The sequence below is a fragment of the Pseudomonas sp. 8 R 14 genome, assembly GCF_900005955.1.
Taxonomy (GTDB): domain Bacteria; phylum Pseudomonadota; class Gammaproteobacteria; order Pseudomonadales; family Pseudomonadaceae; genus Aquipseudomonas; species Aquipseudomonas marginalis.
The window spans coordinates 198756-221248 of record NZ_CVTH01000092.1; the positions used below are offsets into that span (position 1 = coordinate 198756).

21 protein-coding genes and 1 riboswitch are annotated in these 22493 nt (G+C 61.6%); of the genes, 11 read left to right on the top strand and 10 right to left on the bottom strand.

The window, feature by feature from the left end; translation table 11 throughout:
* The first annotated feature begins 27 nt into the window (after window positions 1-27).
* Window positions 28-1461: a M48 family metalloprotease gene (locus tag BFQ01_RS30505; RefSeq protein WP_027604315.1), complete on the top strand. Its 1434-nt coding sequence runs from the start codon at window positions 28-30 to the stop codon at window positions 1459-1461.
* A gap of 67 nt (window positions 1462-1528) precedes the next feature.
* On the opposite strand, the gene BFQ01_RS30510 is transcribed toward BFQ01_RS30505, so the two are convergent.
* From BFQ01_RS30510 to rpoE, 4 genes are all read right to left on the bottom strand, one after another.
* On the bottom strand, window positions 1529-2965 hold the full coding sequence (locus tag BFQ01_RS30510; RefSeq protein WP_065928212.1) for a DegQ family serine endoprotease: 1437 nt from the start codon (window positions 2963-2965) through the stop codon (window positions 1529-1531).
* 234 nt (window positions 2966-3199) lie between these two features.
* The gene (locus tag BFQ01_RS30515; RefSeq protein WP_065928213.1) at window positions 3200-4162 is read right to left on the bottom strand and encodes a MucB/RseB C-terminal domain-containing protein; all 963 of its coding nucleotides are present in this window, start codon (window positions 4160-4162) and stop codon (window positions 3200-3202) included.
* Window positions 4163-4178: 16 nt separating this feature from the next.
* Entirely contained in the window at window positions 4179-4766 is a 588-nt protein-coding gene (locus BFQ01_RS30520; RefSeq protein ID WP_003172479.1) for a sigma-E factor negative regulatory protein, read from the bottom strand.
* A 32-nt stretch (window positions 4767-4798) separates the two neighbouring features.
* Window positions 4799-5380, bottom strand: a complete 582-nt coding sequence (rpoE, locus tag BFQ01_RS30525) for an RNA polymerase sigma factor RpoE (RefSeq protein ID WP_003172477.1) — start codon at window positions 5378-5380, stop codon at window positions 4799-4801.
* Between the two features lie 462 nt (window positions 5381-5842).
* Between rpoE and nadB the strand changes: the two genes are divergently transcribed.
* Entirely contained in the window at window positions 5843-7459 is a 1617-nt protein-coding gene (gene nadB, locus BFQ01_RS30530) for an L-aspartate oxidase (protein WP_065928214.1), read from the top strand.
* Here nadB and BFQ01_RS30535 read toward each other — a convergent pair.
* Together BFQ01_RS30535 and BFQ01_RS30540 are read right to left on the bottom strand one after the other, a co-directional pair.
* Window positions 7428-7874, bottom strand: a complete 447-nt coding sequence (locus BFQ01_RS30535; protein ID WP_065928215.1) for a protein YgfX — start codon at window positions 7872-7874, stop codon at window positions 7428-7430. The two genes, nadB and BFQ01_RS30535, sit on opposite strands and share 32 nt — an antisense overlap.
* Window positions 7858-8112 (bottom strand): FAD assembly factor SdhE, encoded by a 255-nt coding sequence (locus BFQ01_RS30540; protein ID WP_027604321.1) that lies wholly within the window; start codon window positions 8110-8112, stop codon window positions 7858-7860. Before BFQ01_RS30540 ends, BFQ01_RS30535 begins: the two co-directional genes overlap by 17 nt.
* A gap of 139 nt (window positions 8113-8251) precedes the next feature.
* On the opposite strand from BFQ01_RS30540, the gene BFQ01_RS30545 reads away from it, so the two are divergent.
* Together BFQ01_RS30545 and BFQ01_RS30550 are read left to right on the top strand one after the other, a co-directional pair.
* Entirely contained in the window at window positions 8252-9193 is a 942-nt protein-coding gene (locus BFQ01_RS30545; protein ID WP_065928216.1) for a CAF17-like 4Fe-4S cluster assembly/insertion protein YgfZ, read from the top strand.
* A gap of 36 nt (window positions 9194-9229) precedes the next feature.
* Window positions 9230-10051, top strand: coding sequence for an HDOD domain-containing protein (locus tag BFQ01_RS30550; protein ID WP_065928217.1), 822 nt, complete (start codon window positions 9230-9232; stop codon window positions 10049-10051).
* Here BFQ01_RS30550 and BFQ01_RS30555 read toward each other — a convergent pair whose 3' ends face one another.
* Window positions 10052-11437, bottom strand: coding sequence for a sensor histidine kinase (locus BFQ01_RS30555; RefSeq protein WP_065928218.1), 1386 nt, complete (start codon window positions 11435-11437; stop codon window positions 10052-10054).
* Window positions 11430-12101, bottom strand: coding sequence for a response regulator (locus BFQ01_RS30560; RefSeq protein WP_027604325.1), 672 nt, complete (start codon window positions 12099-12101; stop codon window positions 11430-11432). The genes BFQ01_RS30555 and BFQ01_RS30560 overlap by 8 nt, the downstream gene beginning before the upstream one ends.
* 235 nt (window positions 12102-12336) lie before the next feature.
* On the opposite strand from BFQ01_RS30560, the gene BFQ01_RS30565 reads away from it, so the two are divergent.
* The 5 genes from BFQ01_RS30565 (at window position 12337) to BFQ01_RS30585 (ending at window position 17796) form a co-directional block, all read left to right on the top strand.
* Window positions 12337-13629: an OprD family porin gene (locus BFQ01_RS30565; RefSeq protein WP_065928219.1), complete on the top strand. Its 1293-nt coding sequence runs from the start codon at window positions 12337-12339 to the stop codon at window positions 13627-13629.
* Between the two features lie 31 nt (window positions 13630-13660).
* A complete protein-coding gene (locus tag BFQ01_RS30570; protein WP_027604327.1) occupies window positions 13661-14644 on the top strand; it encodes a Bug family tripartite tricarboxylate transporter substrate binding protein in 984 nt (327 codons plus the stop codon).
* A gap of 147 nt (window positions 14645-14791) precedes the next feature.
* Complete coding sequence (locus BFQ01_RS30575; RefSeq protein ID WP_065928220.1) at window positions 14792-15250, top strand: tripartite tricarboxylate transporter TctB family protein; 459 nt, start codon at window positions 14792-14794, stop codon at window positions 15248-15250.
* Window position 15251: 1 nt separating this feature from the next.
* Window positions 15252-16766 (top strand): tripartite tricarboxylate transporter permease, encoded by a 1515-nt coding sequence (locus BFQ01_RS30580; RefSeq protein ID WP_032888527.1) that lies wholly within the window; start codon window positions 15252-15254, stop codon window positions 16764-16766.
* Window positions 16759-17796, top strand: coding sequence for an AbrB family transcriptional regulator (locus BFQ01_RS30585; protein WP_065928293.1), 1038 nt, complete (start codon window positions 16759-16761; stop codon window positions 17794-17796). Before BFQ01_RS30580 ends, BFQ01_RS30585 begins: the two co-directional genes overlap by 8 nt.
* 61 nt (window positions 17797-17857) lie before the next feature.
* Here BFQ01_RS30585 and ung read toward each other — a convergent pair whose 3' ends face one another.
* Window positions 17858-18550 (bottom strand): uracil-DNA glycosylase, encoded by a 693-nt coding sequence (ung, locus tag BFQ01_RS30590; protein WP_027604331.1) that lies wholly within the window; start codon window positions 18548-18550, stop codon window positions 17858-17860.
* 136 nt (window positions 18551-18686) lie between these two features.
* Here ung and BFQ01_RS30595 point away from each other — a divergent pair, with 136 nt between their 5' ends.
* Entirely contained in the window at window positions 18687-19799 is a 1113-nt protein-coding gene (locus BFQ01_RS30595; RefSeq protein ID WP_065928221.1) for an enoyl-CoA hydratase/isomerase family protein, read from the top strand.
* A 55-nt stretch (window positions 19800-19854) separates the two neighbouring features.
* On the opposite strand, the gene BFQ01_RS32030 is transcribed toward BFQ01_RS30595, so the two are convergent.
* The gene (locus tag BFQ01_RS32030) at window positions 19855-20226 is read right to left on the bottom strand and encodes a hypothetical protein (protein ID WP_074844425.1); all 372 of its coding nucleotides are present in this window, start codon (window positions 20224-20226) and stop codon (window positions 19855-19857) included.
* Window positions 20227-20540: 314 nt separating this feature from the next.
* Here BFQ01_RS32030 and BFQ01_RS30600 point away from each other — a divergent pair, with 314 nt between their 5' ends.
* Window positions 20541-22163 (top strand): methyl-accepting chemotaxis protein, encoded by a 1623-nt coding sequence (locus BFQ01_RS30600; RefSeq protein WP_065928222.1) that lies wholly within the window; start codon window positions 20541-20543, stop codon window positions 22161-22163.
* Between the two features lie 168 nt (window positions 22164-22331).
* Window positions 22332-22433: riboswitch (guanidine-I (ykkC/yxkD leader) on the top strand.
* Window positions 22434-22493: the final 60 nt, after the last annotated feature.

The window sequence follows — 22493 nt, forward strand, 5'->3', positions numbered from 1 at the left end:
TAAGCTCTTTGTCGAAAGGCTCTGTGCATGACTTTTTTGCGCCCTACCCTGCTGACGCTGGCTTGCCTGCTGGCCTCCCCAGGCTTCGCTGACGACCTGCCGTCACTTGGCGACGCCAGTTCTGCCATTGTCTCGCCGCAACAGGAATATCAGCTGGGCCGCGCCTGGCTGGCCTACCTACGGGGCCAGGTCTCGCAGTTGAACGACCCGCAGCTCAAGGATTACGTCGAAACCAGCGTGTACAAGCTGGTGGAAACCAGCCAGGTGAATGACCGGCGCCTGGAATTCATCCTGATCAACAGCCCGCAACTGAACGCCTTCGCCGCACCCGGCGGTATCGTCGGCGTGAACGGCGGCCTGTTTCTCAATGCCCAGACCGAAGGGGAATACGCGTCGGTGCTGGCCCACGAACTGGCTCACTTGTCCCAGCGTCACTTCGCCCGTGGTGTCGAGGCGCAGCAGCGCATGCAGATCCCGATGATGGCCGCCCTCCTCGGCGGCATCATTGCGGCCGCCGCCGGTGCCGGGGATGCCGGGATCGCCGCAATCGCCGGCACACAGGCCGCGGCCATCCAGGAACAACGACGATTCTCTCGCCAGAATGAACAGGAGGCGGACCGTATCGGCATCGTCAACCTGGAGAAAGCCGGCTACGACCCGCGCTCCATGCCAACCATGTTCGAACGCCTGATGCGTCAGTATCGCTTCGACGCCAAGCCGCCGGAATTCCTGCTGACTCACCCGGTGACCGAATCGCGTATCGCCGACACCCGCAACCGCGCGGAACAAGCCAAGGCCGGCGGCAAGGAAGACAGCCTGCGCTACCAATTGATTCGCGCGCGGGTACAGTTGCAATACGAAGACACCTCCGGACTCGCCGCCAAGCGCTTCCAGGCGCAACTGGACGAAAATCCTAAAAACGACGTGGCGCGCTATGGCCTGGCCATCGCCCAGATCAAAGCCTCCCAGTTCAAGCAGGCAAGGGAAAGCCTGCAACCCTTGCTGGCCAAGGCGCCCAACGACATCACCTACAACCTGGCGCAAATCCAGTTGGACATCGACAACAACCACCTGCCCGATGCCCAGCAACGCACGGATCGGATGCTGACCCAATACCCCGGCAACTACCCGCTGAATCAGATTCGGGTAGATCTGCTGCTTAAACAGAATCGCACCGCCGATGCGGAAAAGGCCCTGGATGGCTTGCTCAAGTCTCGCCCGGACGATCCGGATGTGTGGTACCAGGTCGCCGAGACCCGTGGCTTGTCGGGCAATATCATCGGCCTGCATCAGGCTCGCGCCGAATACTTTGCTTTGGTGGGCGACTTCCAGCAGGCGATTCAGCAGTTGGACTTTGCCAAACGTCGCGCCGGCAGCAATTTCCCGTTGTCGTCACGTATCGATGCACGTCAGCGTGAGTTGATCGAACAGGAGCGCCTGGTTAAAGGCATGATGGGCTAAACCCATCGCCCACAAAAAAGCCCCGCCCTCGTAAAACGAAGGCGGGGCTTTTTATTGGCCGGGTGGGTTACTCGGCCAGCTTGAAGGTAATGAAGCTGGCACGCCCCTGGCGAAGCACGCGCATCGATACCGAGCGGTTCTTCGGCAACGCCTTGGCGATGTCGGTGAACTGCTTGGTAGTCTCAATCGCCTGATTGTTCAGGTGAGTGATCACGTCGCCAGGCTGCAGGCCGATCAACGCTGCCGGGCCGTCCTGCACTTCCTTGATCACCACGCCGCTCTTGAGATCGAAGGCTTTCTTCTGCTCGTCAGTCAGCTCGGCCACCGCAATGCCCAGGCGATTGCTGCTGCGCTCGGCGCCCGGTTTGGTGTTACCCAGGGCATCCAGGGTCGCGCCCTCTTCAGGGATCGCACCCACGGTCAGCTCGACATTCTGGCGCTTGCCATCACGAATCACTTCCAGCTTGGCCTTGCTGCCGGCCTTGAGTGCGCCAACCAGGTGCGGCAGGTCGGCCGACATAACGATCGGTTGACCGTTCATGCTCAGGATCACGTCGCCCACTTGCAGACCGCCTTTGGCAGCCGGGCCGTCATCCTGGATTTGCGCGACCAGGGCGCCCGCCGGCTTGTCGAGGCCGAAGGATTCAGCCAGGTCCTTGTTCACTTCCTGGATGACCACACCCAACCAGCCACGGCTGACCTTGCCACCACTTTTCAGCTGATTGGAAACATCCATGGCCACGTCGATAGGAATGGCGAACGAGACCCCCATGAAGCCACCGGAACGGGTGTAGATCTGCGAGTTGATCCCCACCACTTCGCCCGCCAGGTTGAACAACGGGCCACCGGAGTTGCCCGGGTTGATCGGCACGTCGGTCTGGATGAACGGCACATAGTTCTCGTTCGGCAGGCTGCGACCAATGGCACTGACGATACCCTGGGTAACGGTATGGTCAAAACCAAACGGCGAGCCTATGGCTACCACCCACTGCCCCGCCTTCAGGTCCTGGGACTTGCCCAGCTTCAGCACCGGCAGGTCCTTGCCCTCGATCTTCAGCAAGGCCACGTCGGAACGCGGATCGGTGCCGACCAATTTGGCTTTCAGCTCACTGCGATCAGCCAGGCGCACAAGGATCTCGTCGGCGTCGGCAATCACATGGTTATTGGTGAGGATGTAGCCATCTGGCGAGATGATGAAGCCCGAACCCAGGGACTGCGCTTCACGCTGACCACCGCCGCCACGCGGAGTACGAGGTTGTGGCATGCCACGCTCGAAGAACTCGCGCAGCATCGGCGGCAGGCCTTCCAGGTCAGGCATCTGCTGGTTGGAGACTTTGCGATCCGGCAGCTTCTGGGTGGTACTGATGTTCACCACGGCAGGCGAGGCTTGCTCAACCAATTGGGTGAAGTCAGGCAACTCGACCGCTTGCGCGGGCACGGCCTGACCCAGCACCAATACCGTGGCGACTATGGATAGGTAAGACTTCAAACGTGGTATCGACATACAGCTCCCGTTACGACGAGCAGGGTTGAGCGACAGGGTTCAAGAAACGCCGAAAACTGCGAACGACATCTTTGTTCCGCGAACTAAACAAGGCCAGGGCCAACAAGCCCTGACCTATAAAAAACATGGGAGATTTTTGCAAGTGAAAATGCTGATCCAGACATTTCATGCTCTCGGCAGCCAACCTGGCATGGACGTACCGTGAAAGATCTGGATGAACATAGGATTAACGACTCACGGCTTGGGGGTGGCCTTTTTTTCACCGCGCACCGACAGTGCGATGCGTTCGGCAGTGCCAATAGGTATTTCGCCGACCACAGTCACCATCATTTCGCCATCTACCGTATTCAAGCGACGAGATACAGCAACCGTAGGGCCTAATTGGGTGCGAGTCTCGGTCACGCTCACATCGCTGATCGGTTCGAGAAACACCGAGAAGCGCGCCAGTCCATCTTCATACATCAGGCTGTCGACCGTGGCCTTGGTATGGGGATCCTTGCGGGCACTGCTATTGGTCAGCTGAAAGCCTGGCGGCAACCACTCCAAGTGCCACGCCTCGGTGGCCTCTACGGCCGCTGCCTTGGTATCGCCGACGGCGATGGAGGTGCATTCGCCGCTAGGCTGCAAGTCGCGATCATTAGGCGTGGTGGAGGTGTCCAATCGAGTGAACTGAAAGCGCTCCAGCAACTGCCCTTGATCATTCAGCAACAAGGACTTGAGCGGCAGCGCGGTTTCACGATCAAGGTGCAGCTCAAAACCGTAGCGGTATTGATCACGGGGTGTAATAGACACAATCACTGCATTACGACCGGCCACGCGAGACTTTCCGATAACGGCCAGTTCGTAGAATTGATTGAGTCTTTGCGGATCGAGGGCGCGCGAGGGCGCATCACGCGAATTGCCCAGGCCGGCGACAAGAGTGCCGCTGACGCACTGAGTGCGGCCATCTACGCGAACGACTTCCTGGGCAGAACCATCAAGCTGCAAGAGCCGCTCACGGACCTGGCCATTCTGGGCGCGATGCCAGATGTCGTGGGTAGAAAAACTGCCATTACGTTCGTAGACAAACGTACCTTGGAAACTTTGCTGCTGCTCTGCACGCCCAAGTCGAGTCAGCCAGTCTTGGGCTTCGTCGGCATGGGCGGGGAGTGCAAACCAACCACTGAGCAATAACGTAAGGAGCGGTATGGCGCGCATAGGGCTCCTTAACGGATCAGCGGTTTTCCAGGCTTGCAGCGCGAGCGTATGGCAGAGCGCTTTCAGTGCCTTTCAAGGCGGATTCCTGTGCGTGTTGGCGCAGGTAGCCTGGAAGACGCTGGTCCTGCCAGCCGGATTGCCCTTGCAGCACACCGTTGGCCATAGGGCCGGTGGTGTCGGAGCTTTCCTTGTAGCCGGCCAGTACCGCTGGGCCTTTGACTTGCGGACCGGCCATGACCGGTTGCTGAGTCTGCTGGGCCAGTTCGGCCCCGGCGATTTCGTCCTGGTTGTACAGGCGAACACCGGCCAGCACTGCAACAGTCACCGAGGCAGCCACTGCCAGGCGACCCAGGCTGCGCCAAGGGCCACGAGCAGCTTTTGCCGGAACGGCTTCATCAGCCAGCGCGGCAGAAACGGCCGCAGCAATATCCAGACGAGGGATTAGAAGATCCTTGTGCATCACCGCCCGAGCGACTTGGTAACGAGACCAGGTATCACGGGTTTCGGCATCATCAAATGCGTTGAGCACTCGACGAAGTTCCAGTTCATCCGCTTCGTTATCCATCACTGCGGACAGCGATTCCTGCAGGGCATCACGACTCATGGCGGTTCCTCTCTTGGCTGTCGCCGCTGTCTTTAGTTTTCCTGCAACAACGGTTGCAAGGCTTTATCGATGGCTTCCCGGGCCCGGAAAATCCGTGACCTTACAGTCCCCACCGGACACTGCATGACGCTCGCAATGTCTTCGTAACTCAGACCATCGAATTCACGTAAAGTTAACGCCGTACGCAAATCTTCTGGCAGTTGCTGAATTGTGCGATGAACGGTGCCTTCGATCTCGTCGCGCAGCAATGCACGCTCCGGCGACTCGAGATCTTTGAGGCCGTGATCACCATCGTAAAATTCTGCATCTTCTGAACTTACATCACTATCCGGCGGGCGGCGTCCGCGAGACACCAGATAGTTCTTCGCCGTGTTGATGGCGATGCGGTAGAGCCACGTGTAAAACGCACTATCACCGCGGAAATTGCCCAGTGCACGGTACGCCTTGATAAAGGCTTCCTGTGCAACGTCCTGCGCTTCATGGGTGTCGTGCACAAACCGCACGATCAACCCGAGAATTTTGTGCTGGTATTTCAGCACTAGCAGATCAAATGCTCGCTTGTCACCGCGTTGAACGCGCTCGACCAGCTGCTGATCCTCTTCCTGGGTTAGCATGAACACTCCTCGTTGTACTTGAAGGAGGCTTGCATAACTAAACGATCAGGCTTGCAAACATAGACTCGGACTTTTCGCAAAAGTTCTCCCCCTTCAAGCAAGTTTCCGGCACGCACTGATTTGGCACACACGAAAAACGCAGCGCGGGCAACGCCGGCTGCGCGAATAATCTTGTCGTCGGTTTTCTGACGCGTCCAATGCTCCCGACGGGCCAATAAACTCAACGTTTCCCAGCTTTCGGGCAACCTGCTATTGAGTCGAGGCTTATGCAAAAAGTTCCCACCTCAATAACCTGCCGATTTTACCCGAGCCGTGCACCGTAATCTCACATTGCCACGAATGCCCGGCTATTGTGCCGCTCCCCCCCTCTATATACTAGTGGCCCGTGTGACCCTTTGATTCGCCGATCCAGGCGTCCTGTTTGCGCCAGCCCTGTGGATCGCTTTTTGCGGAATCCTTCAAATGAGCCAACAGTTTCAACACGATGTCCTGGTGATCGGTAGCGGCGCGGCCGGCTTGAGCCTTGCGCTGACCCTTCCCAGCCACCTGCGCATTGCCGTCCTGAGCAAAGGCGACCTGGCCAACGGTTCGACATTCTGGGCCCAGGGCGGTGTCGCCGCGGTGCTGGACGACACCGATACGGTGCAATCCCACGTTGAAGACACCCTCAACGCCGGCGGTGGCCTGTGCAACGAAGACGCGGTGCGCTTCACCGTCGAGCATAGCCGCGAGGCAATCCAATGGCTGATCGACCAGGGCGTGCCCTTCACCCGCGACGAACACGCAGGCAGCGATGACGGCGGCTTCGAGTTCCATCTGACCCGCGAAGGCGGCCACAGCCATCGGCGTATCATCCACGCCGCCGATGCCACCGGTGCCGCGATCTTCAGGACCTTGCTCGACCAGGCCCGCCAACGCCCCAACATCGAACTGCTGGAACAACGCGTCGCTGTCGACCTGATCACCGAAAAGCGCCTGGGCCTGCCGGGCGAACGCTGCCTCGGCGCCTATGTGCTCAACCGCGCCAGCGGCGAAGTGGATACTTATGGTGCGCGCTTCACCATCCTCGCCTCAGGCGGCGCCGCCAAGGTCTACCTCTATACCAGCAACCCCGACGGCGCCTGCGGCGACGGCATTGCCATGGCATGGCGCTCGGGCTGCCGGGTGGCCAACCTGGAATTCAACCAGTTCCACCCCACCTGCCTGTATCACCCACAGGCCAAGAGCTTCCTGATCACCGAAGCCCTGCGCGGCGAAGGTGCACACCTCAAGCTGCCGAACGGTGAGCGCTTCATGCAGCGTTTCGACCCGCGCGCCGAGCTGGCTCCACGGGATATTGTCGCCCGCGCCATCGACCATGAAATGAAGCGCCTGGGCATCGACTGCGTCTACCTGGACATCAGCCACAAGCCCGAAGCGTTCATCAAGACCCACTTCCCGACCGTCTACGAGCGCTGCCTGGCGTTCAACATCGACATCACCAAAGGGCCGATCCCGGTGGTACCGGCGGCGCACTACACCTGCGGCGGTGTGATGGTCGACCAACATGGGCGTACCGATGTACCCGGCCTGTACGCGATTGGCGAAACCAGCTTCACCGGCCTGCACGGCGCCAACCGCATGGCCAGCAACTCACTGCTCGAATGCTTCGTCTACGCCCGCTCGGCCGCAGCCGACATTCTCGAACAACTGCCGCGCATCCCGGTGCCGGCCGCCCTGCCCCGCTGGGATGCCAGCCAGGTTACCGATTCGGACGAAGACGTGATCATCGCCCACAACTGGGACGAGCTGCGGCGCTTCATGTGGGATTACGTGGGGATCGTGCGCACCAACAAGCGCCTGCAACGGGCGCAACACCGGGTGCGACTGCTGCTGGATGAGATTGATGAGTTCTACAGCAACTATAAGGTCAGCCGTGACCTGATCGAACTGCGCAACCTTGCCCAAGTCGCGGAGTTGATGATCCGTTCAGCCATGGAACGCAAGGAAAGCCGGGGCCTGCACTACACCCTCGACTACCCGCAGATGTTGCCCGAGGCCCGCGACACTATTCTGGTGCCAACCACCTACGGCGGCTGAACTTCAAGCGAACCCGCAGGCGCCGGTGCACATCGGCGGCCTGCGAATCCGTCGGCACGCAGACCGAGCGCACCCGCCATTCCCCCGGTACGCGATAGCGCAACACCACAATCAGCGGCAACGCCAGGCTGTCGGGCCGCAGCTGCACGCGATGCCAGCCGCGCTCACTGCTGAATAATTGCCAGCCCTCTTCATCCCGTCGCAGGCCACGAATCGACGAACGGTGAGTCAGCAGGACATAACGCGGCAATACCCAGGCAGCATGGGCCAGGCACGCCAGCACGCCGAGGACAGCAAAGGGAGAGTCGAGGACCATCAGCGCACCCAGCGCGAACAGCTGGGCAAGGAGATACGCCGCCAGCAGCAGCCGTGAGGCCTGCCAGCGGCATTCGAAACGATTACTTGGGCTGGACACGATCCAGGATCATCCGGACCATGCGCTGCAGTTCAGGATCTTCGGATTCGGCCCGCTCCATGAACCAGCCGAACATGTCCTGATCTTCGCAAGTCAGCAGCCTGACGTAGAGATCGCGATCTTCCTTATTGAGCGTCGCATACACCTCTTTGGTAAAAGGCACCAGCAACACATCAAGCTCAAGCATGCCACGACGGCTGTGCCAGTAGAGACGATTGATTTCTACATCTTCGACCATGGAGCGCTCCTCAAATAGAGCGCAAGTATACAGGCCCGACGGCACCGGAACAGTCGGCTTTGGTCGCCCCTACGGAAACTATCCATTTGCCGGGCGCCCCTCTATGATGCACCCATGACTTTTTGACCTGCGATGACCCATGGCTGACTCTGCTTTCTTCTGCCCCCTGTCCCACGAAGGCGTTCTCGCCGTCCGCGGCTCCGACGCTGCCAAGTTCCTGCAGGGACAACTCACCTGCAACCTCAATTACCTGAGCGACACCCAGGCCAGCCTCGGTGCGCGCTGCACACAAAAAGGCCGCATGCAGTCGAGCTTCCGCATCCTGTTGCAGGGCGACGGCGTACTCCTGGCCATGGCCACCGAGCTGCTCGAACCGCAACTGGCGGACCTGAAGAAATATGCGGTGTTCTCCAAGTCCAAGCTCACCGACGAAAGCGCCGCCTGGGTGCGTTTCGGTGTGATCGATGGCGATCAGGCACTGACCGGCCTTGGCCTTGAGCTGCCCACCGAAACGGACAGCGTTGCCCGTACCGAACACCTGATCGCCGTCCGCGTGTCTCCCGCCCGCGCCGAACTCTGGGTACCTGCCGAGCAAGCCGACGGCGTGCGCGGCCAATTGGCCGCACAGTTGACACAAACCGACTTGAATCACTGGCTACTGGGCCAGATCCGCGCCGGTATCGGCCAGGTCATGCCCCAGACCCGCGAACTGTTCATCCCGCAGATGCTCAACCTGCAGGCCGTGGGCGGCGTCAGCTTCAAGAAAGGCTGCTACACCGGCCAGGAAATCGTCGCGCGCATGCAGTACCTGGGCAAACTCAAGCGTCGCCTGTACCGCTTGAGCCTGAACGCGGCTGAAATGCCCGAGCCAGGCACCCCGTTGTTTTCCCCCAGCCACAACAGCTCGATCGGCGAAGTGGTGATTGCAGCAAAAGCTGACCAGGTGATTGAACTTCTGGCGGTATTGCAAGCCGAAGCTGCCGATAGTGGCGATGTGCACCTAGGCACGCTGGAAGGCCCCGGTTTGCAACTGCTTGACCTGCCTTACACCCTTGACCGCGATCGTGAGATCCAGCGTTAGTCGCCGTATTTTCCTGCAACACCCTAGAGAGCATGAATGAACAAACTGGCGGAAAAAGTCCAACAGGCGTTGGTTAAGGCCATCGACAACGATGACCTGGTTCTGCCGACATTGCCGGAAGTGGCCCTGAACATCCGTCAGGCCGCTGAAGACCCGGAAATCAGCATCAGCCACTTGAGTAAAGTGATCGGCCGCGACACTGCGTTGTCGGCGCGCCTGATCAAAGTGGTCAACAGCCCGCTGTTGCGCGCCACCCAGGAAGTCACCGACCTGCACACCGCCATCACCCGGCTGGGCACCAACTACAGCAGCAACCTGGCCATCGGCCTGGTGATGGAACAGATCTTCCACGCCCGTTCCGAAGTGGTCGAACAGAAAATGCGCGATGTGTGGCGCCGCAGCCTGGAAGTGGCGGGCGTCAGCTACGCCCTGTGCCGCAACCACAGCCAGCTCAAGCCGGACCAGGCAGCGCTGGGCGGCCTGGTGCACCAGATCGGCGTGCTGCCGATCCTGACCTACGCCGAAGACCACTACGAGCTGTTGTCAGATCCGGTCAGCCTCAACCACGTGATCGACAGCATCCACCCGGTGCTGGGCGACAAGTTGCTGAGTGGTTGGGACTTCCCGGAAATGCTGGCGAAACTGCCGGGCCAGTACCTGAACCTGGACCGGGACTCAGCCTGCCTCGACTACATCGACGTGGTGCAGATTGCCATGCTGTATTGCCATCACGGCACCGATCACCCCCTGGCCAAGGTGGACGTCTCCAGCGTGCCTGCGATGAAAAAACTGCGGGTTGATCCCTACAGCGAAAAACTGCGCGCAGAGCTGGATGAAGCGCGCGCCATGTTCGATTGATCAACCGGCGATAAAACTCACACGCACCTTCAACCCCGCGTGCTCGCCGTCATGCAGGCTGATCTGGGCCAGATGCGCACGACAGATTTCGCCCACGATCGCCAACCCCAGGCCTGAGCCCATGCCTTGCTGGCTACGGCGGTAGAAGCGCTCGAACACCCGGTCGCGCTCCTCCTGCGGAATACCTGGGCCATCATCTTCCACCTCCAGTACCGCCGGCGCCGTGACCCGCAGGATCACGTTGCCGCCCGGTGGCGTATGCGCCAGGGCGTTGTCCACCAGGTTGCTCAACAGTTCGTTGAGCAGCGTCGGCTCGCCACGCAACCACACCGGTTCATCCGCCTCCAGCGCCAGTGCCACGCCACGCGCATGGGCCAACGGCGCCATGGCCATGCCCAGCTCACGGGCCAATTGGCTGAGGTCGAGCAACTGCGCGCCGCCTTCGGCAATCGCCCGGGCACCGTTTTCGATGCGCGCCAGGGACAGCAACTGATTGGCCAGGTGGGTCAACCGATCGGTGCCTTGGGCGGCGGTTTCCAGGGTACTGCGCCAGGTCGCGGGGTCTTCGGCACGCAGGCCCAGCTCCAGGCGTGCCTTGAGCGCCGCCAACGGGGTACGCAGTTCATGGGATGCATCGGCAATAAACTGCGCCTGACGCTCGAACTGGCCGCGCAGGCGTTCGGTGAAGTGGTTGAGGGAACGCACCAGCGGGCCGAACTCATGCTGCACTTCCACCAACGGCAACGGCCGCAAGTCGTCGGGCTGGCGCTCTTCCACCGCGGTGCGCAGGCGCTCCAGCGGGCGCAATGCGGCGCTGACGGCAAACCACACCAGCAACAAGGCACCGATGGCGAGCATGCCCAGGCGCAGCAAGGTGTCGGCCATCAGGCTGCGGGCCATGCTCACCCGTGCCTCATCGGTTTCGGCCACGCGGATTTCCGCCATGCCGTTCATGTTCGGTTCGGAGACCGCCTTGAGCAGGCTGACCACCCGCACTTCCTGGCCCTGGTACTTGGCGTTGTAGAAGCGCGCCAGCGCCGGGTAGTCGTCGGTGCGCGGAGTGCCGGGGGGCGGGCCGGGGAGGTTTTCGTAGCCGGAAATCAGCTTCTGATCAATGTCATTGACCTGGTAATAGATGCGCCCGGCGCTGTCGTAGGCAAAGGTGTCGAGGGCGACATAGGGCACGTTGGCGCTGAGGGTGCCGTCCACCTGGGTCAGGCCGGCGGCAATGGTACGCGCCGAGGCCAGCAACGTGCGGTCATAGGCGGTGTCGGCCGCTTCGCGACCGTTCCAGTAGGCGCTCATGCCACTGGCGAGCATCAACAGCACCAGCAGCAGCGCCAGGTTCCACAGCAGGCGCCAGCGCAGGCTGCTGGGCTTATGCATCGCGGGCTTCCAGCAGGTAGCCGAGACCGCGGAACGTCACGATGGCGATGGGTTGGCCATCGAGCTTCTTGCGCAGGCGGTGCACGTAGATTTCGATGGCGTCGGGGCTGGCCTCTTCGTCCAGGCCGAACACCTGTGAAGCCAGTTGCTCCTTGCTCATCACCCGGCCTGGGCGGGCAATCAGCGCTTCAAGCACGGCTTGCTCGCGGGAGGTCAACGTCATCAACTCGCCGCCCACGGTGAAACGACGGGTGTCGAGGTCATAAACCAGCACACCACACGCCTGCTGACGCTCGCCGCCCAACACACTGCGGCGCAGCAGCGCCTTGACCCGGGCTTCCAGCTCGGTCAGTTCGAACGGTTTGGCCAGGTAGTCATCGGCGCCCAGGTTCAGGCCATGCACGCGGTCCTTCACATCGCTGCGCGCGGTCAACATCAGCACCGGCAGGTTTTTCCCACGCGCCCGCAAGCGCGCCAGTACCTCGAAACCGTCCATGCGCGGCAGGCCCACATCGAGGATGGCCACCGCGTAATCCTCGCTGCTCAAGGCCAGGTCGGCGGCCACGCCGTCATGCAATACGTCGACGGTCAAACCTGTGCTCTTGAGCGCTTGGGCGACGCTTTCGGCGAGTTGCAGATGGTCTTCAACCAGAAGGACACGCATGGATTTCCACCTTATTCGGACGTGGTCGGCGCCACGCTTTGCCGGGCAGTTTACAGGCGCCGACTGCCCTGTGAAGCCTGAAAACATTGAAAGACAGCTGAAAGGTTAGTGAAAGCTTCGCCCTTTAGCATCCAGCCACGGTAGGTCATGCCTGCCGAGCGACCTGATGGGTCGCGCCCGAAAAACGCCTCGAAGCGTTTTCGCCAAAATAAGAACAATAACGGAGTGCACCACGATGCTGTCGACACAGCCCCAGGCTTGCCCGCCTGTTCGTATTTCCCGCCTGACCCACACCGCCCTTGCCAGTGCCGCTGCCCTTGCCGGCTTTTCGCCGCTTGGCCAGGCTGCCTTCTTCGAAGACAGCAGCGCGACCCTGGAAACCCGCAACATGTACTTCAACCGCGACTTTCGCGACGGCACCAGCGCCCAGCAGTCCAAGCGCGACGAGTGGGCCCAGGGCTTCATGCTCAACCTGCAATCGGGCTACACAGACGGCACCGTCGGCTTTGGCGTGGATGCGCTGGGCATGCTCGGGGTCAAGCTCGACTCCAGCCCCGACCGCACCGGCACCGGCCTGCTGCCTACCCACGACGATGGCCGCGCCGCCAACGAGTACTCCAAGCTGGGCCTGACCGGCAAAGTGAAGATTTCCGCTACCGAGCTGAAGATCGGTTCGCTGATGCCCGAGCTGCCGATCCTCAAGCCCAACGACGGTCGTATCCTGCCGCAGACCTTCAACGGTGGCCTGATCACCTCCAAGGAATTCAAGAACCTGGTCTTCACCGGCGGCCGTCTCGACAAAGCCAAGGACCGCGACGACAGCAACTACGAAGACATCGCCCTCAATAACAAGAACAGCCGCTTCCTCAGCGGTGCCACCGGCAAGCATTTCAACTTCGGCGGGGTCGACTACAAGTTCGCCGACAAGATCACCGGCAGCTACCACTTCGCCCAACTCGACGACGTGTACCGCCAGCACTTCCTCGGCCTGGTCGCCGCACGCCCGATGGGCCCCGGCACCTTCGCCACCGACCTGCGCCTGGCGATCAGCGATGACGCAGGCGCAGCCCGTGGCGGCAAGATCGACAACACCTCCCTCAACGGCCTGTTCAGCTATGCCCTCAATGGCCATAAGCTCAGCGCCGGCTACCAGCATATGTCCGGCGACAGCGCCTTTCCCTATGTGGATGGCAGCGACCCGTACCTGGTCAACTTCGTGCAGATCAACGACTTTGCCGGCGCCGAAGAGCGCTCCTGGCAGGCGCGCTACGACTACGACTTCGCCAAGCTGGGCATTCCCGGCCTGAGTTTCATGAGCCGTTACCTCTCGGGTGACAATATCAAGCTCAGGAACGGCGACACCGGCAAGGAATGGGAGCGCAACAGCGAGATCAAGTACGTGGTGCAAAGCGGCACATTCAAGAATGTCGCCGTGCGTCTGCGCAATGCCACCTACCGTTCCAACTATTCAGCCCGTGATGCGGATGAAATGCGCCTGCTGGTCAGCTACAGCGTTGCGCTCTGGTAAGCCACTCATAACAACAAAGACGGAGATCACCATGACCCCTTCATTGCGTAAATTGGCCCTCGCCGCCGGCTGCATGCTGTTCGCCGGCCAACTGCTGGCCGCCGACGAACCCAAGCGCCCGGAATGCATCGCCCCGGCCTCCCCCGGCGGTGGTTTTGACCTGACCTGCAAACTGGCGCAAAGCGCGCTGGTCAACGAGAAACTGCTGAGCAAACCAATGCGCGTGACCTACATGCCGGGCGGCGTGGGCGCGGTGGCCTATAACGCCGTGGTGGCCCAGCGTCCTGCGGACGGCGGTACGTTGGTGGCCTGGTCCAGCGGTTCGCTGCTGAACCTGGCCCAGGGCAAGTTCGGGCGCTTCGATGAGAGCGCCGTACGCTGGCTGGCCGCCGTGGGTACCAGCTACGGTGCCATCGCCGTTAAAGCCGATTCGCCCTACAAGACCCTCGACGACCTGGTTAAAGCCCTGAAGAAAGATCCGGGCAGCGTGGTGATCGGTTCCGGCGGCACCGTGGGCAGCCAGGACTGGATGCAAACCGCCCTGATCGCCAAGGCCGCCGGGATCAACCCGCGCGAGCTGCGCTATGTGGCGCTCGAAGGCGGAGGTGAAATCGCCACCGCCCTGCTCGGCGGGCATATCCAGGTCGGCAGTACCGACATCTCCGACTCCATGCCGCACATCCTCAGCGGTGACATGCGCCTGCTGGCGGTGTTCTCCGAGGAGCGCCTGGACGAGCCGGAAATGAAGAATATTCCGACCGCCAAAGAGCAAGGCTACGACATCGTCTGGCCGGTGGTGCGTGGCTTCTACCTCGGGCCAAAAGTCAGCGATGCCGACTACGCCTGGTGGAAGGAGGCCTTCGATAAACTGCTGGCCTCCGACGAGTTCGCCAAGCTGCGTGACCAGCGCGAGCTGTTCCCGTTCGCCATGACTGGCCCGGAGCTGGACACCTACGTGAAGAAACAGGTGGCTGACTACAAAGTGCTGGCCAAAGAGTTCGGCCTGATCCAGTAATCGCCCCTCTTTTGTGTAATGCCCCTGTAGGAGCGAGCTTGCTCGCGAAGAACCCAAGGACATCCACGTGCATCCAGACAGCACGCGTTATCGTTGACGTTTTTCGCGAGCAAGCTCGCTCCTACAAGAGGGGCCTTGGAGTTTCCTATGCTCTTACAACGCGTTTTTGCCGCTGTGCTGTTGCTGGCCTGCGCCGGCCTGGCACTGATGGCCTGGCCGTATCAGGCGGCGTTTTCCTACGAGCCCGTGGGGCCTCGGGCCTACCCATTGCTGATGCTCGGGCTGATGAGCCTGGCGCTGATCTACATGCTGTTCCGCCCGCAACCCACCAAGCACACCGAAGAAGAACCCGCGCTCGACCGCCAGACACTGGTCAAGATCAGCATCTGCGTGGCGCTGTTGATCGTGTTTGCCGGCACCTTCGAGCCCCTGGGTTTCATCCTCAGCAGCATGCTGATCGGCATCCCCATGGCGCGCCTGTATGGCGGCCGCTGGGTGCCCAGTGTGGTGATCGTCAGCCTGATGGCCATCGGTCTTTATCTGCTGTTCGATAAAGTCATGGATGTTCCGCTGCCCCTCGGCCTGCTCGACGTTCTGGAGAACTGATATGGATACTTTCGGCTATTTGGGCCAGGGCTTCGGCGTTGCACTGTCCCCCTACAACCTGGTGACCGCCCTGTGCGGCACCTTGATCGGCACCGTGGTCGGGCTGTTGCCGGGCCTGGGCCCGATCAACGGCGTGGCGCTGTTGATCCCCATCGCGTTCGCCCTGGGCCTGCCGCCGGAATCGGCGCTGATCCTGCTGGCCGCCGTGTACCTGGGCTGCGAATACGGCGGGCGTATCAGCTCGATCCTGCTGAATATCCCGGGCGAAGCCTCCACCGTGATGACCACCCTCGACGGCTACCCGATGGCCCGCAAAGGCCTGGCCGGTGTGGCGCTGTCGTTGTCCGCGTGGAGTTCGTTCATCGGCGCGTTTATCGCCACCTGCGGCATGGTGCTGTTCGCGCCGCTGCTGGCCAAATGGGCGATTGCCTTCGGCCCGGCGGAATATTTCGTGCTGATGGTGTTCGCGATTGTCTGCCTGGGCGGCATGGCCGGTGACAAACCGTTGAAGACCTTTGTGGCGGCGCTGATCGGCCTGTTCCTTTCCGCCGTGGGCATCGACGCCAACAGCGGCGTGTACCGGTTCACCGGCGATAACATCCACCTCACCGACGGCATCCAGTTTGTGGTGTTGGTGCTGGGCTTGTTCTCCATCAGCGAGATCCTGTTGCTGCTGGAAAAAACCCACCGTGGCCAGGAAGCGGTAAAGGCCACCGGGCGGATGATGTTCAACCTGAAGGAAGCAGGTTCGGTGTTCGTGGTGAACATTCGTTGCGGCCTGCTCGGTTTCATCATGGGCGTGCTGCCCGGCGCGGGCGCGACCCTGGCCTCGGCCGTGGCCTACATGACCGAGAAACGCCTGGCCGGTGCCAGCGGCAAATTCGGCCAGGGCGACATGCGCGGCCTGGCTGCACCGGAAACCGCCATCGGCGCGTCCGCCTGCGGTGCCCTGGTACCGATGCTGACCCTCGGCGTTCCCGGGTCGGGCACCACCGCCGTGATGATCGGCGCCCTGTCGCTGTACAACATCACCCCCGGCCCGCTGCTGTTCCAACAGCAACCGGACATCGTCTGGGGCCTGATCGCCTCGTTGTTTATCGCCAACATCATGCTGGTGATCCTCAACATCCCGATGATCCGCATCTTCACGCGCATCCTCGCCGTGCCGAACTGGGCGCTGGTGCCGGTGATCGCGATCATCACCGCGATCGGTGTGTACGCGGTGCACGCCACCACCTTCGACCTGTTCCTGATGGTCGGTATCGGCATCTTCGGCTACATCCTGCGCAAGCTGGACTTCCCGCTGTCGCCGGTGCTGCTGGGCTTTATCCTCGGTGGGCTGATGGAACAAAACCTGCGCCGTGCGCTGTCGATCTCCAACGGTGCGCTGGAAATCCTGTGGTCGAGCCCGATTACCTTTGGCGTCTGGGTGCTGACCGCCATCATGCTGTTTGTACCGTTGCTGCGTATCTGGCGTAAACGTGCCCAACAGCGTCGTGCCGTGGCCGATGTCTGAGGTCATCTTTAAACATTGGTGGGGAACACCGCTGGTCGGCCTGGCCGGCGGTTACCTGGCCAGCCTGGTTGGCTGGCCTTTGCCGTACATGGTCGGCTCCTTACTGGCGATCATCCTCGTGCGTTGCCTAACGCCCTGGCAGTTAGCGGAGATTCCCGGCGGGCGCAAATGCGGCCAATGGGTGGTGGGCATCGGCATCGGCCTGCACTTCACCCCGGTGGTGATCGAACAGGTGATGAGCCACTTCGGCCTGATTTTCTTCGGGGCGCTGGTCACCAGCCTGTCGAGCGTGGTGGGCGTGTGGTTGATGCGCCGCAGTGGTGAAGACCGCGCCACCGCGTTCTTCTCGAGCATGCCGGGCGGTTCCGGGGAAATGGTCAACCTCGGCTCGCGCAATGGCGCGGTACTCAGCCGTGTCGCGGCTGGGCAAAGTCTGCGCGTGCTGGTGGTGGTGCTGTGTGTGCCGGCGATCTTCAAGTATCTGTTGGGCGGCGGTGCGCCGCAGTTTCATCCGGCGCCTGTCAGTTGGGCGTGGCTGGCGCTGCTGTTTCCACTCGGTGCACTGGTGGCCTGGGGCTGGCAGCGCTTGCGCCAGCCTAACCCGTGGTTGTTCGGCCCCTTGCTGGTCAGTGCGACGGCCAGCGTGGTGTGGGACCTGCATATCGGCCTGCCCGAAGGCGGCAGCCAGATCGGCCAGTGGTTGATCGGCAGCGGGTTGGGCTGCCACTTCAACCGGCAGTTCTTTCGTCGAGCACCGTCGTTCATGGGCCGCACCTTGATCGGCACGGCCTTGACCATGGCGTTGGCAACGTTGGCGGCGGTGGGCTTGAGCGCCCTCACCCACCTGGACCTGCGCTCGCTGACCCTGGGCATGATGCCCGGCGGGATTGCCGAGATGAGCCTTACGGCCGAGACCCTGCAACTGTCGGTGCCGTTGGTGACGGCGATGCAGGTGATGCGCTTGTTGTTTGTGCTGTTTCTGGCGGAGCCGTTGTTTCGGCATTGGAACCGTCAGCCGGAAAAAATCTAAACCTTCGGCACAGTTCAACCTGTGGGGGGCTTGTCCCTCCCACATTTGAATGTGCCTGGCCTTAGAGCGGCGGCAACCGCCACTCAATCGGCGTCTCGCCGTTCTGCTCAAGAAACTTGTTGGTGCGGCTGAAATGCCCGCACCCCAGGAACCCGCGATACGCCGACAACGGCGACGGATGCACCGACGTCAGCACCAAATGCTTGGTGGCATCGACCAGCTTCTGCTTGCCCTGGGCATGGGCGCCCCACAACAGGAACACCAAATGCGGCTGGTGTTCGCTGACCACTTCGATAATCCGATCGGTAAAGAATTGCCAGCCCTTGCCCGCATGGGCATTGGCGTTGGCGCGTTCCACGGTCATGGTGGTGTTGAGCAGCAATACGCCCTGGTCGGCCCAGCTCTGCAGGCAGCCGTGGTTGGGGATGTCGATGTTCAGGTCGCGCTTGAGCTCTTTGTAGATATTGACCAGGGACGGCGGCGCCGGCACGCCCGGTTGTACCGAGAAGCACAGGCCGTGGGCCTGGCCGGGGCCGTGGTACGGGTCCTGGCCGAGGATCACCACCTTGACCTTGTCCAGCGGCGTTGAGTTAAGCGCATTGAAGATCAGCGGGCCGGGCGGGTAGATCTCTTTGCCGGCGGCATGTTCCTGGCGCAGGAACTCGCGTAACTGGCCCATGTAGGGCTTATCGAACTCATCACGCAGGGCGTGTTTCCAGCTGGGTTCGAGTTTGATACGGTCGCCTTCGGTCATAGTTGAAATGTCTTGTAGAAAAGAATGAGGCGAACCCTAGGAAAGCCGGCCCTGCTTGTCAATTGATCTGACACACCACCGGCACTTTCCCACGAAGCGATCATACTGATCCTTCACCTTCTCGATTGAGGTCACGATGAATCTGCACTTCGAAGAACTGACCGGCAGTGGCGGCGCCCGCGTCGGCATCGCCAGCCTCGACGCTGAAAAGTCCCTCAACGCCCTCTCTTTGCCGATGATCCTGGCCCTGACAGATCGCCTGGAGGCCTGGGCCAAAGACCCGGCCATCGTCTGTGTGCTGCTGCGTGGCAACGGGCCCAAGGCCTTTTGCGCCGGCGGCGAAGTGCGCAGCCTGGCCCAAGCCTGCCGCGAGCAGCCGGGTGAAGTGCCGGCCCTGGCCGCACAGTTTTTTGCCGCGGAATACCGCCTCGACTACCGCTTGCACACTTACCCTAAGCCGCTGATCTGCTGGGGCCACGGTTACGTGCTGGGCGGAGGCATGGGCCTGCTGCAAAGCGCGGCCATACGGATTGTCACGCCGAGCAGCCGCCTGGCCATGCCCGAGATCAGCATCGGGCTGTACCCGGACGTGGGCGCCAGCTGGTTCCTGTCGCGCCTGCCCGGCAAGCTGGGCTTATTCCTTGGCCTCACCGGCGCCCATATCAACGGCCGTGACGCCCTGGACCTGGGCCTGGCCGACCGTTTCCTGCGTGACGATCAACAAGACGAGTTGCTCGATGGCCTGCTGCAACTGAACTGGCAGGAGCAGACCGCGATACAGCTCAACAGCCTGCTCAAGGCCATGGCCCAGGAAGCCGTGGCCCAGCAACCCGAGGCGCAATGGCTGCCGCGCCGGGCACAGATCGACGAATGGCTGGACGTCGGCGATGTGCGCAGCGCCTGGCGCGCCTTGAGCCCGCTGCGTGACCACGCGGACCCACTGTTCAATCGCGCCGGCAAGACATTGAGCGAAGGCTGCCCGCTGACCGCGCACCTGGTGTGGGAACAGATCCAGCGGGCCCGCCACCTGTCCCTGGCCGAGGTGTTCCAGATGGAATACACCCTGAGCCTGAACTGCTGCCGCCATCCGGAATTCAGCGAGGGGGTGCGCGCGCGGTTGATCGACAAGGACCAGAAGCCCCATTGGCATTGGCCAGACATCAATACGGTCCCGGACGCCGTGGTGCAGGCGCACTTCACCAAGGCGTGGGAAGGCCGGCACCCGCTGGCGGACTTGTCCGATTACTGAGGTTTTGCGCCCATAAAAAAGCGGCGCTTCATGCGCCGCTTGTCATACAGGCCGGTCAACGGTGACCGCCACGGCCACCTCCACGGTCATGATCACCACCGCGTCCATGCCCGCCATTGTTCCAACGATCCCCCCAGCCCTGGTTCGGGTAAGGCCGGTAACCGGCCCTTGGCCCTGACGGGTAATAGCGAGGCGCCGGCTGGTAATAACGCGGTGCCGAGTAGTAACGCGGTGCCGGAGCGTAGTAACGCGGCGACGGGTAGTAATCACGGCGATATTGATACGCCGTGCCGCCGCCATAGTAATAAGCCGGCGCCGGTGAGGTGTAGACCTCGGAACGGTAGTAGCTCTGGCCTCCATCGTAGTAGGGCACACAAGCGCAAAGGGTCAGACCGAGTAAAGCGCTGAGCAGCAGTCGTCGATACATGGCGGCCTCCTGGACCGCGGAAGAGCACCTCCAGCGACGCTGGGGGGCGGCATTCAGCTTTCACTGAATGACGAAACATCTGACATCAAAAACCGAATCTGGTGCGTTTTGGTAACAACTTGATACATCAATGCCAAGGGCAGCCACATCCCGTCAGACGCACTGCGGTATAGCACTTAACAACCCCCAGGTTTATCGATTCAGTAAATTTTTCTGGCTCGAAACTTTCCCGATTGCGATGATGTCACTATGACATCGCATAAGCCAGGGAGGCTCTAACGTGCGCCCTTCGCCACTTTCGCCGGATCCGAGCCATGAAAATCTCAACCAAACTGCTGCTTTCATTTCTATTGTGTGCACTGGTCACCCTCGGGGTCGGCCTGCTGGGTATCAAAAGCGTGGTCCGCCTCGCCAATGCATTGGAACTGACGTTCTCCAATAACCTGGTGTCCGTCAGCACCACGGCCGCCACCCTCAACAGCCTGGTCGCCCACAACCGTGGTTTGTACCGTTTGATGGATGCGAGCAACGGCGACGTATCCCAACAAGACCGCGACCGTGTACGCCAGGACATCGCCAACGAACTCAAACGCAGCCAGAGCGCCTACGCCACCTACCGCGCCACGCCTCAGGAAGACGACGAACGGGCAGCAGGCGACAAGCTCGACCAGATCTGGCCAACTTACACCAGCAGCTCCGAACGCATCATGTCGATGCTCGACAGTGGCCAGGTCGAGCAGGCCCGTGCCCAGCTCAACAGCACCAACAATGAACTGTTCCGCCAGGCGCGCGAGTTGATCCGTGTGATGATCGAGTCCAATAACCGCCAGATCAAGGAAGGCGCCCTCGCCGCCGAGGACCTTCGCAGCAGCGCATTGACCTGGATGATCAGCGGCATTGTCCTGGCCTTCATCATTGCGATTATCATCGGTGTGCTGATCACGCGCCTGATCACCCGTCCTATCGCACAAGCGGTTGAGAACGCACAGCGCATTGCCAAGGGTGACCTGACCCAAGCCATCACGACCGACCGCACCGACGAAGCCGGGCAACTGCTGATGGCGTTGTCCGATATGCAGGGCGGCCTGAAAAGCACGCTGATGGAGATCGCCAATGCCTCCGACCAGCTCGCGTCGGCAGCCGAAGAGCTGAGCGCGGTCACCGATGAAAGCACCCGTGGCCTGACCCGCCAGAACGACGAAATCCAGCAAGCGGCCACCGCCGTCAACCAGATGACCGCAGCGGTCGACGAAGTGGCGAGCAACGCCGTGTCGACCTCCGAGGCGTCGCGCCAGGCCACCGCCGAAGCCGAGGACGGCCGCCAGCAGGTGGAGCAGGCAGTGTCGGGCATGTCGTCGATGGTGGTGGAGATCAACGATTCGACCCAATCGGTCGCTGACCTCGCCAACCAGGTGCGCGAAATCGGCAAGGTGATTGATGTGATCCGCGGCATTGCCGACCAGACCAACCTGCTGGCCCTCAATGCCGCCATCGAAGCCGCCCGTGCCGGTGAGCAAGGTCGCGGTTTTGCGGTGGTGGCCGATGAGGTGCGCGCGCTGGCCCATCGCACCCAGACCTCCACGGTCGACATCGAGAAAATGATCGGTGAAGTGCAGGCAGGCGCCGATGGCGCCGTGGCCGCCATGAACAAGAGCCTGAACTGGGCCAACAACACCCAGACCCTGGCGCAAAACGCCGGCCAGGCGCTGGAGCGCATCACCGCCAGCGTGGCCAGTATCAACGAGCGCAACCTGGTGATCGCCTCGGCGTCCGAGGAACAGGCCCAGGTGGCCCGCGAAGTGGATCGCAACCTGCTCAACATTCAGGACCTGTCGACCCAGACCGCCGCCGGTGCCCACCAGACCAACGCCTCCAGCCAGGACCTGTCGCGCCTGGCCACCTCGTTCACTATGCTGGTCAGCAAGTTCCAGCTGTAAGCGCCTCATCACAGTGCGCCGGCGCACCTGCGTGGCGCACACCGCCCTCGTCTACACCCTCCTCTCCCGCTCGCCCGGCTGAACCGCCGGGCATCGAAGCCACTTGGCACGACTCTCGCTTCGTCTATTGCGTGCAGGATTGATAACAGGTTCGCGGCACCACAATTTGCAATGGCCGACTAGGGTTCCGGCTCGCCGAAAGCGAGTGGCTGGTCCGAGAGTTGGCGACCTCCAGTTGAGGTTACACGGCGGGATAAAAGCCCGGGAGACAAGCCACCGTTCACGGTGCCGCGTTGCTCCTGCTCGCCCTTGATCAACTGGAGAAGCCCC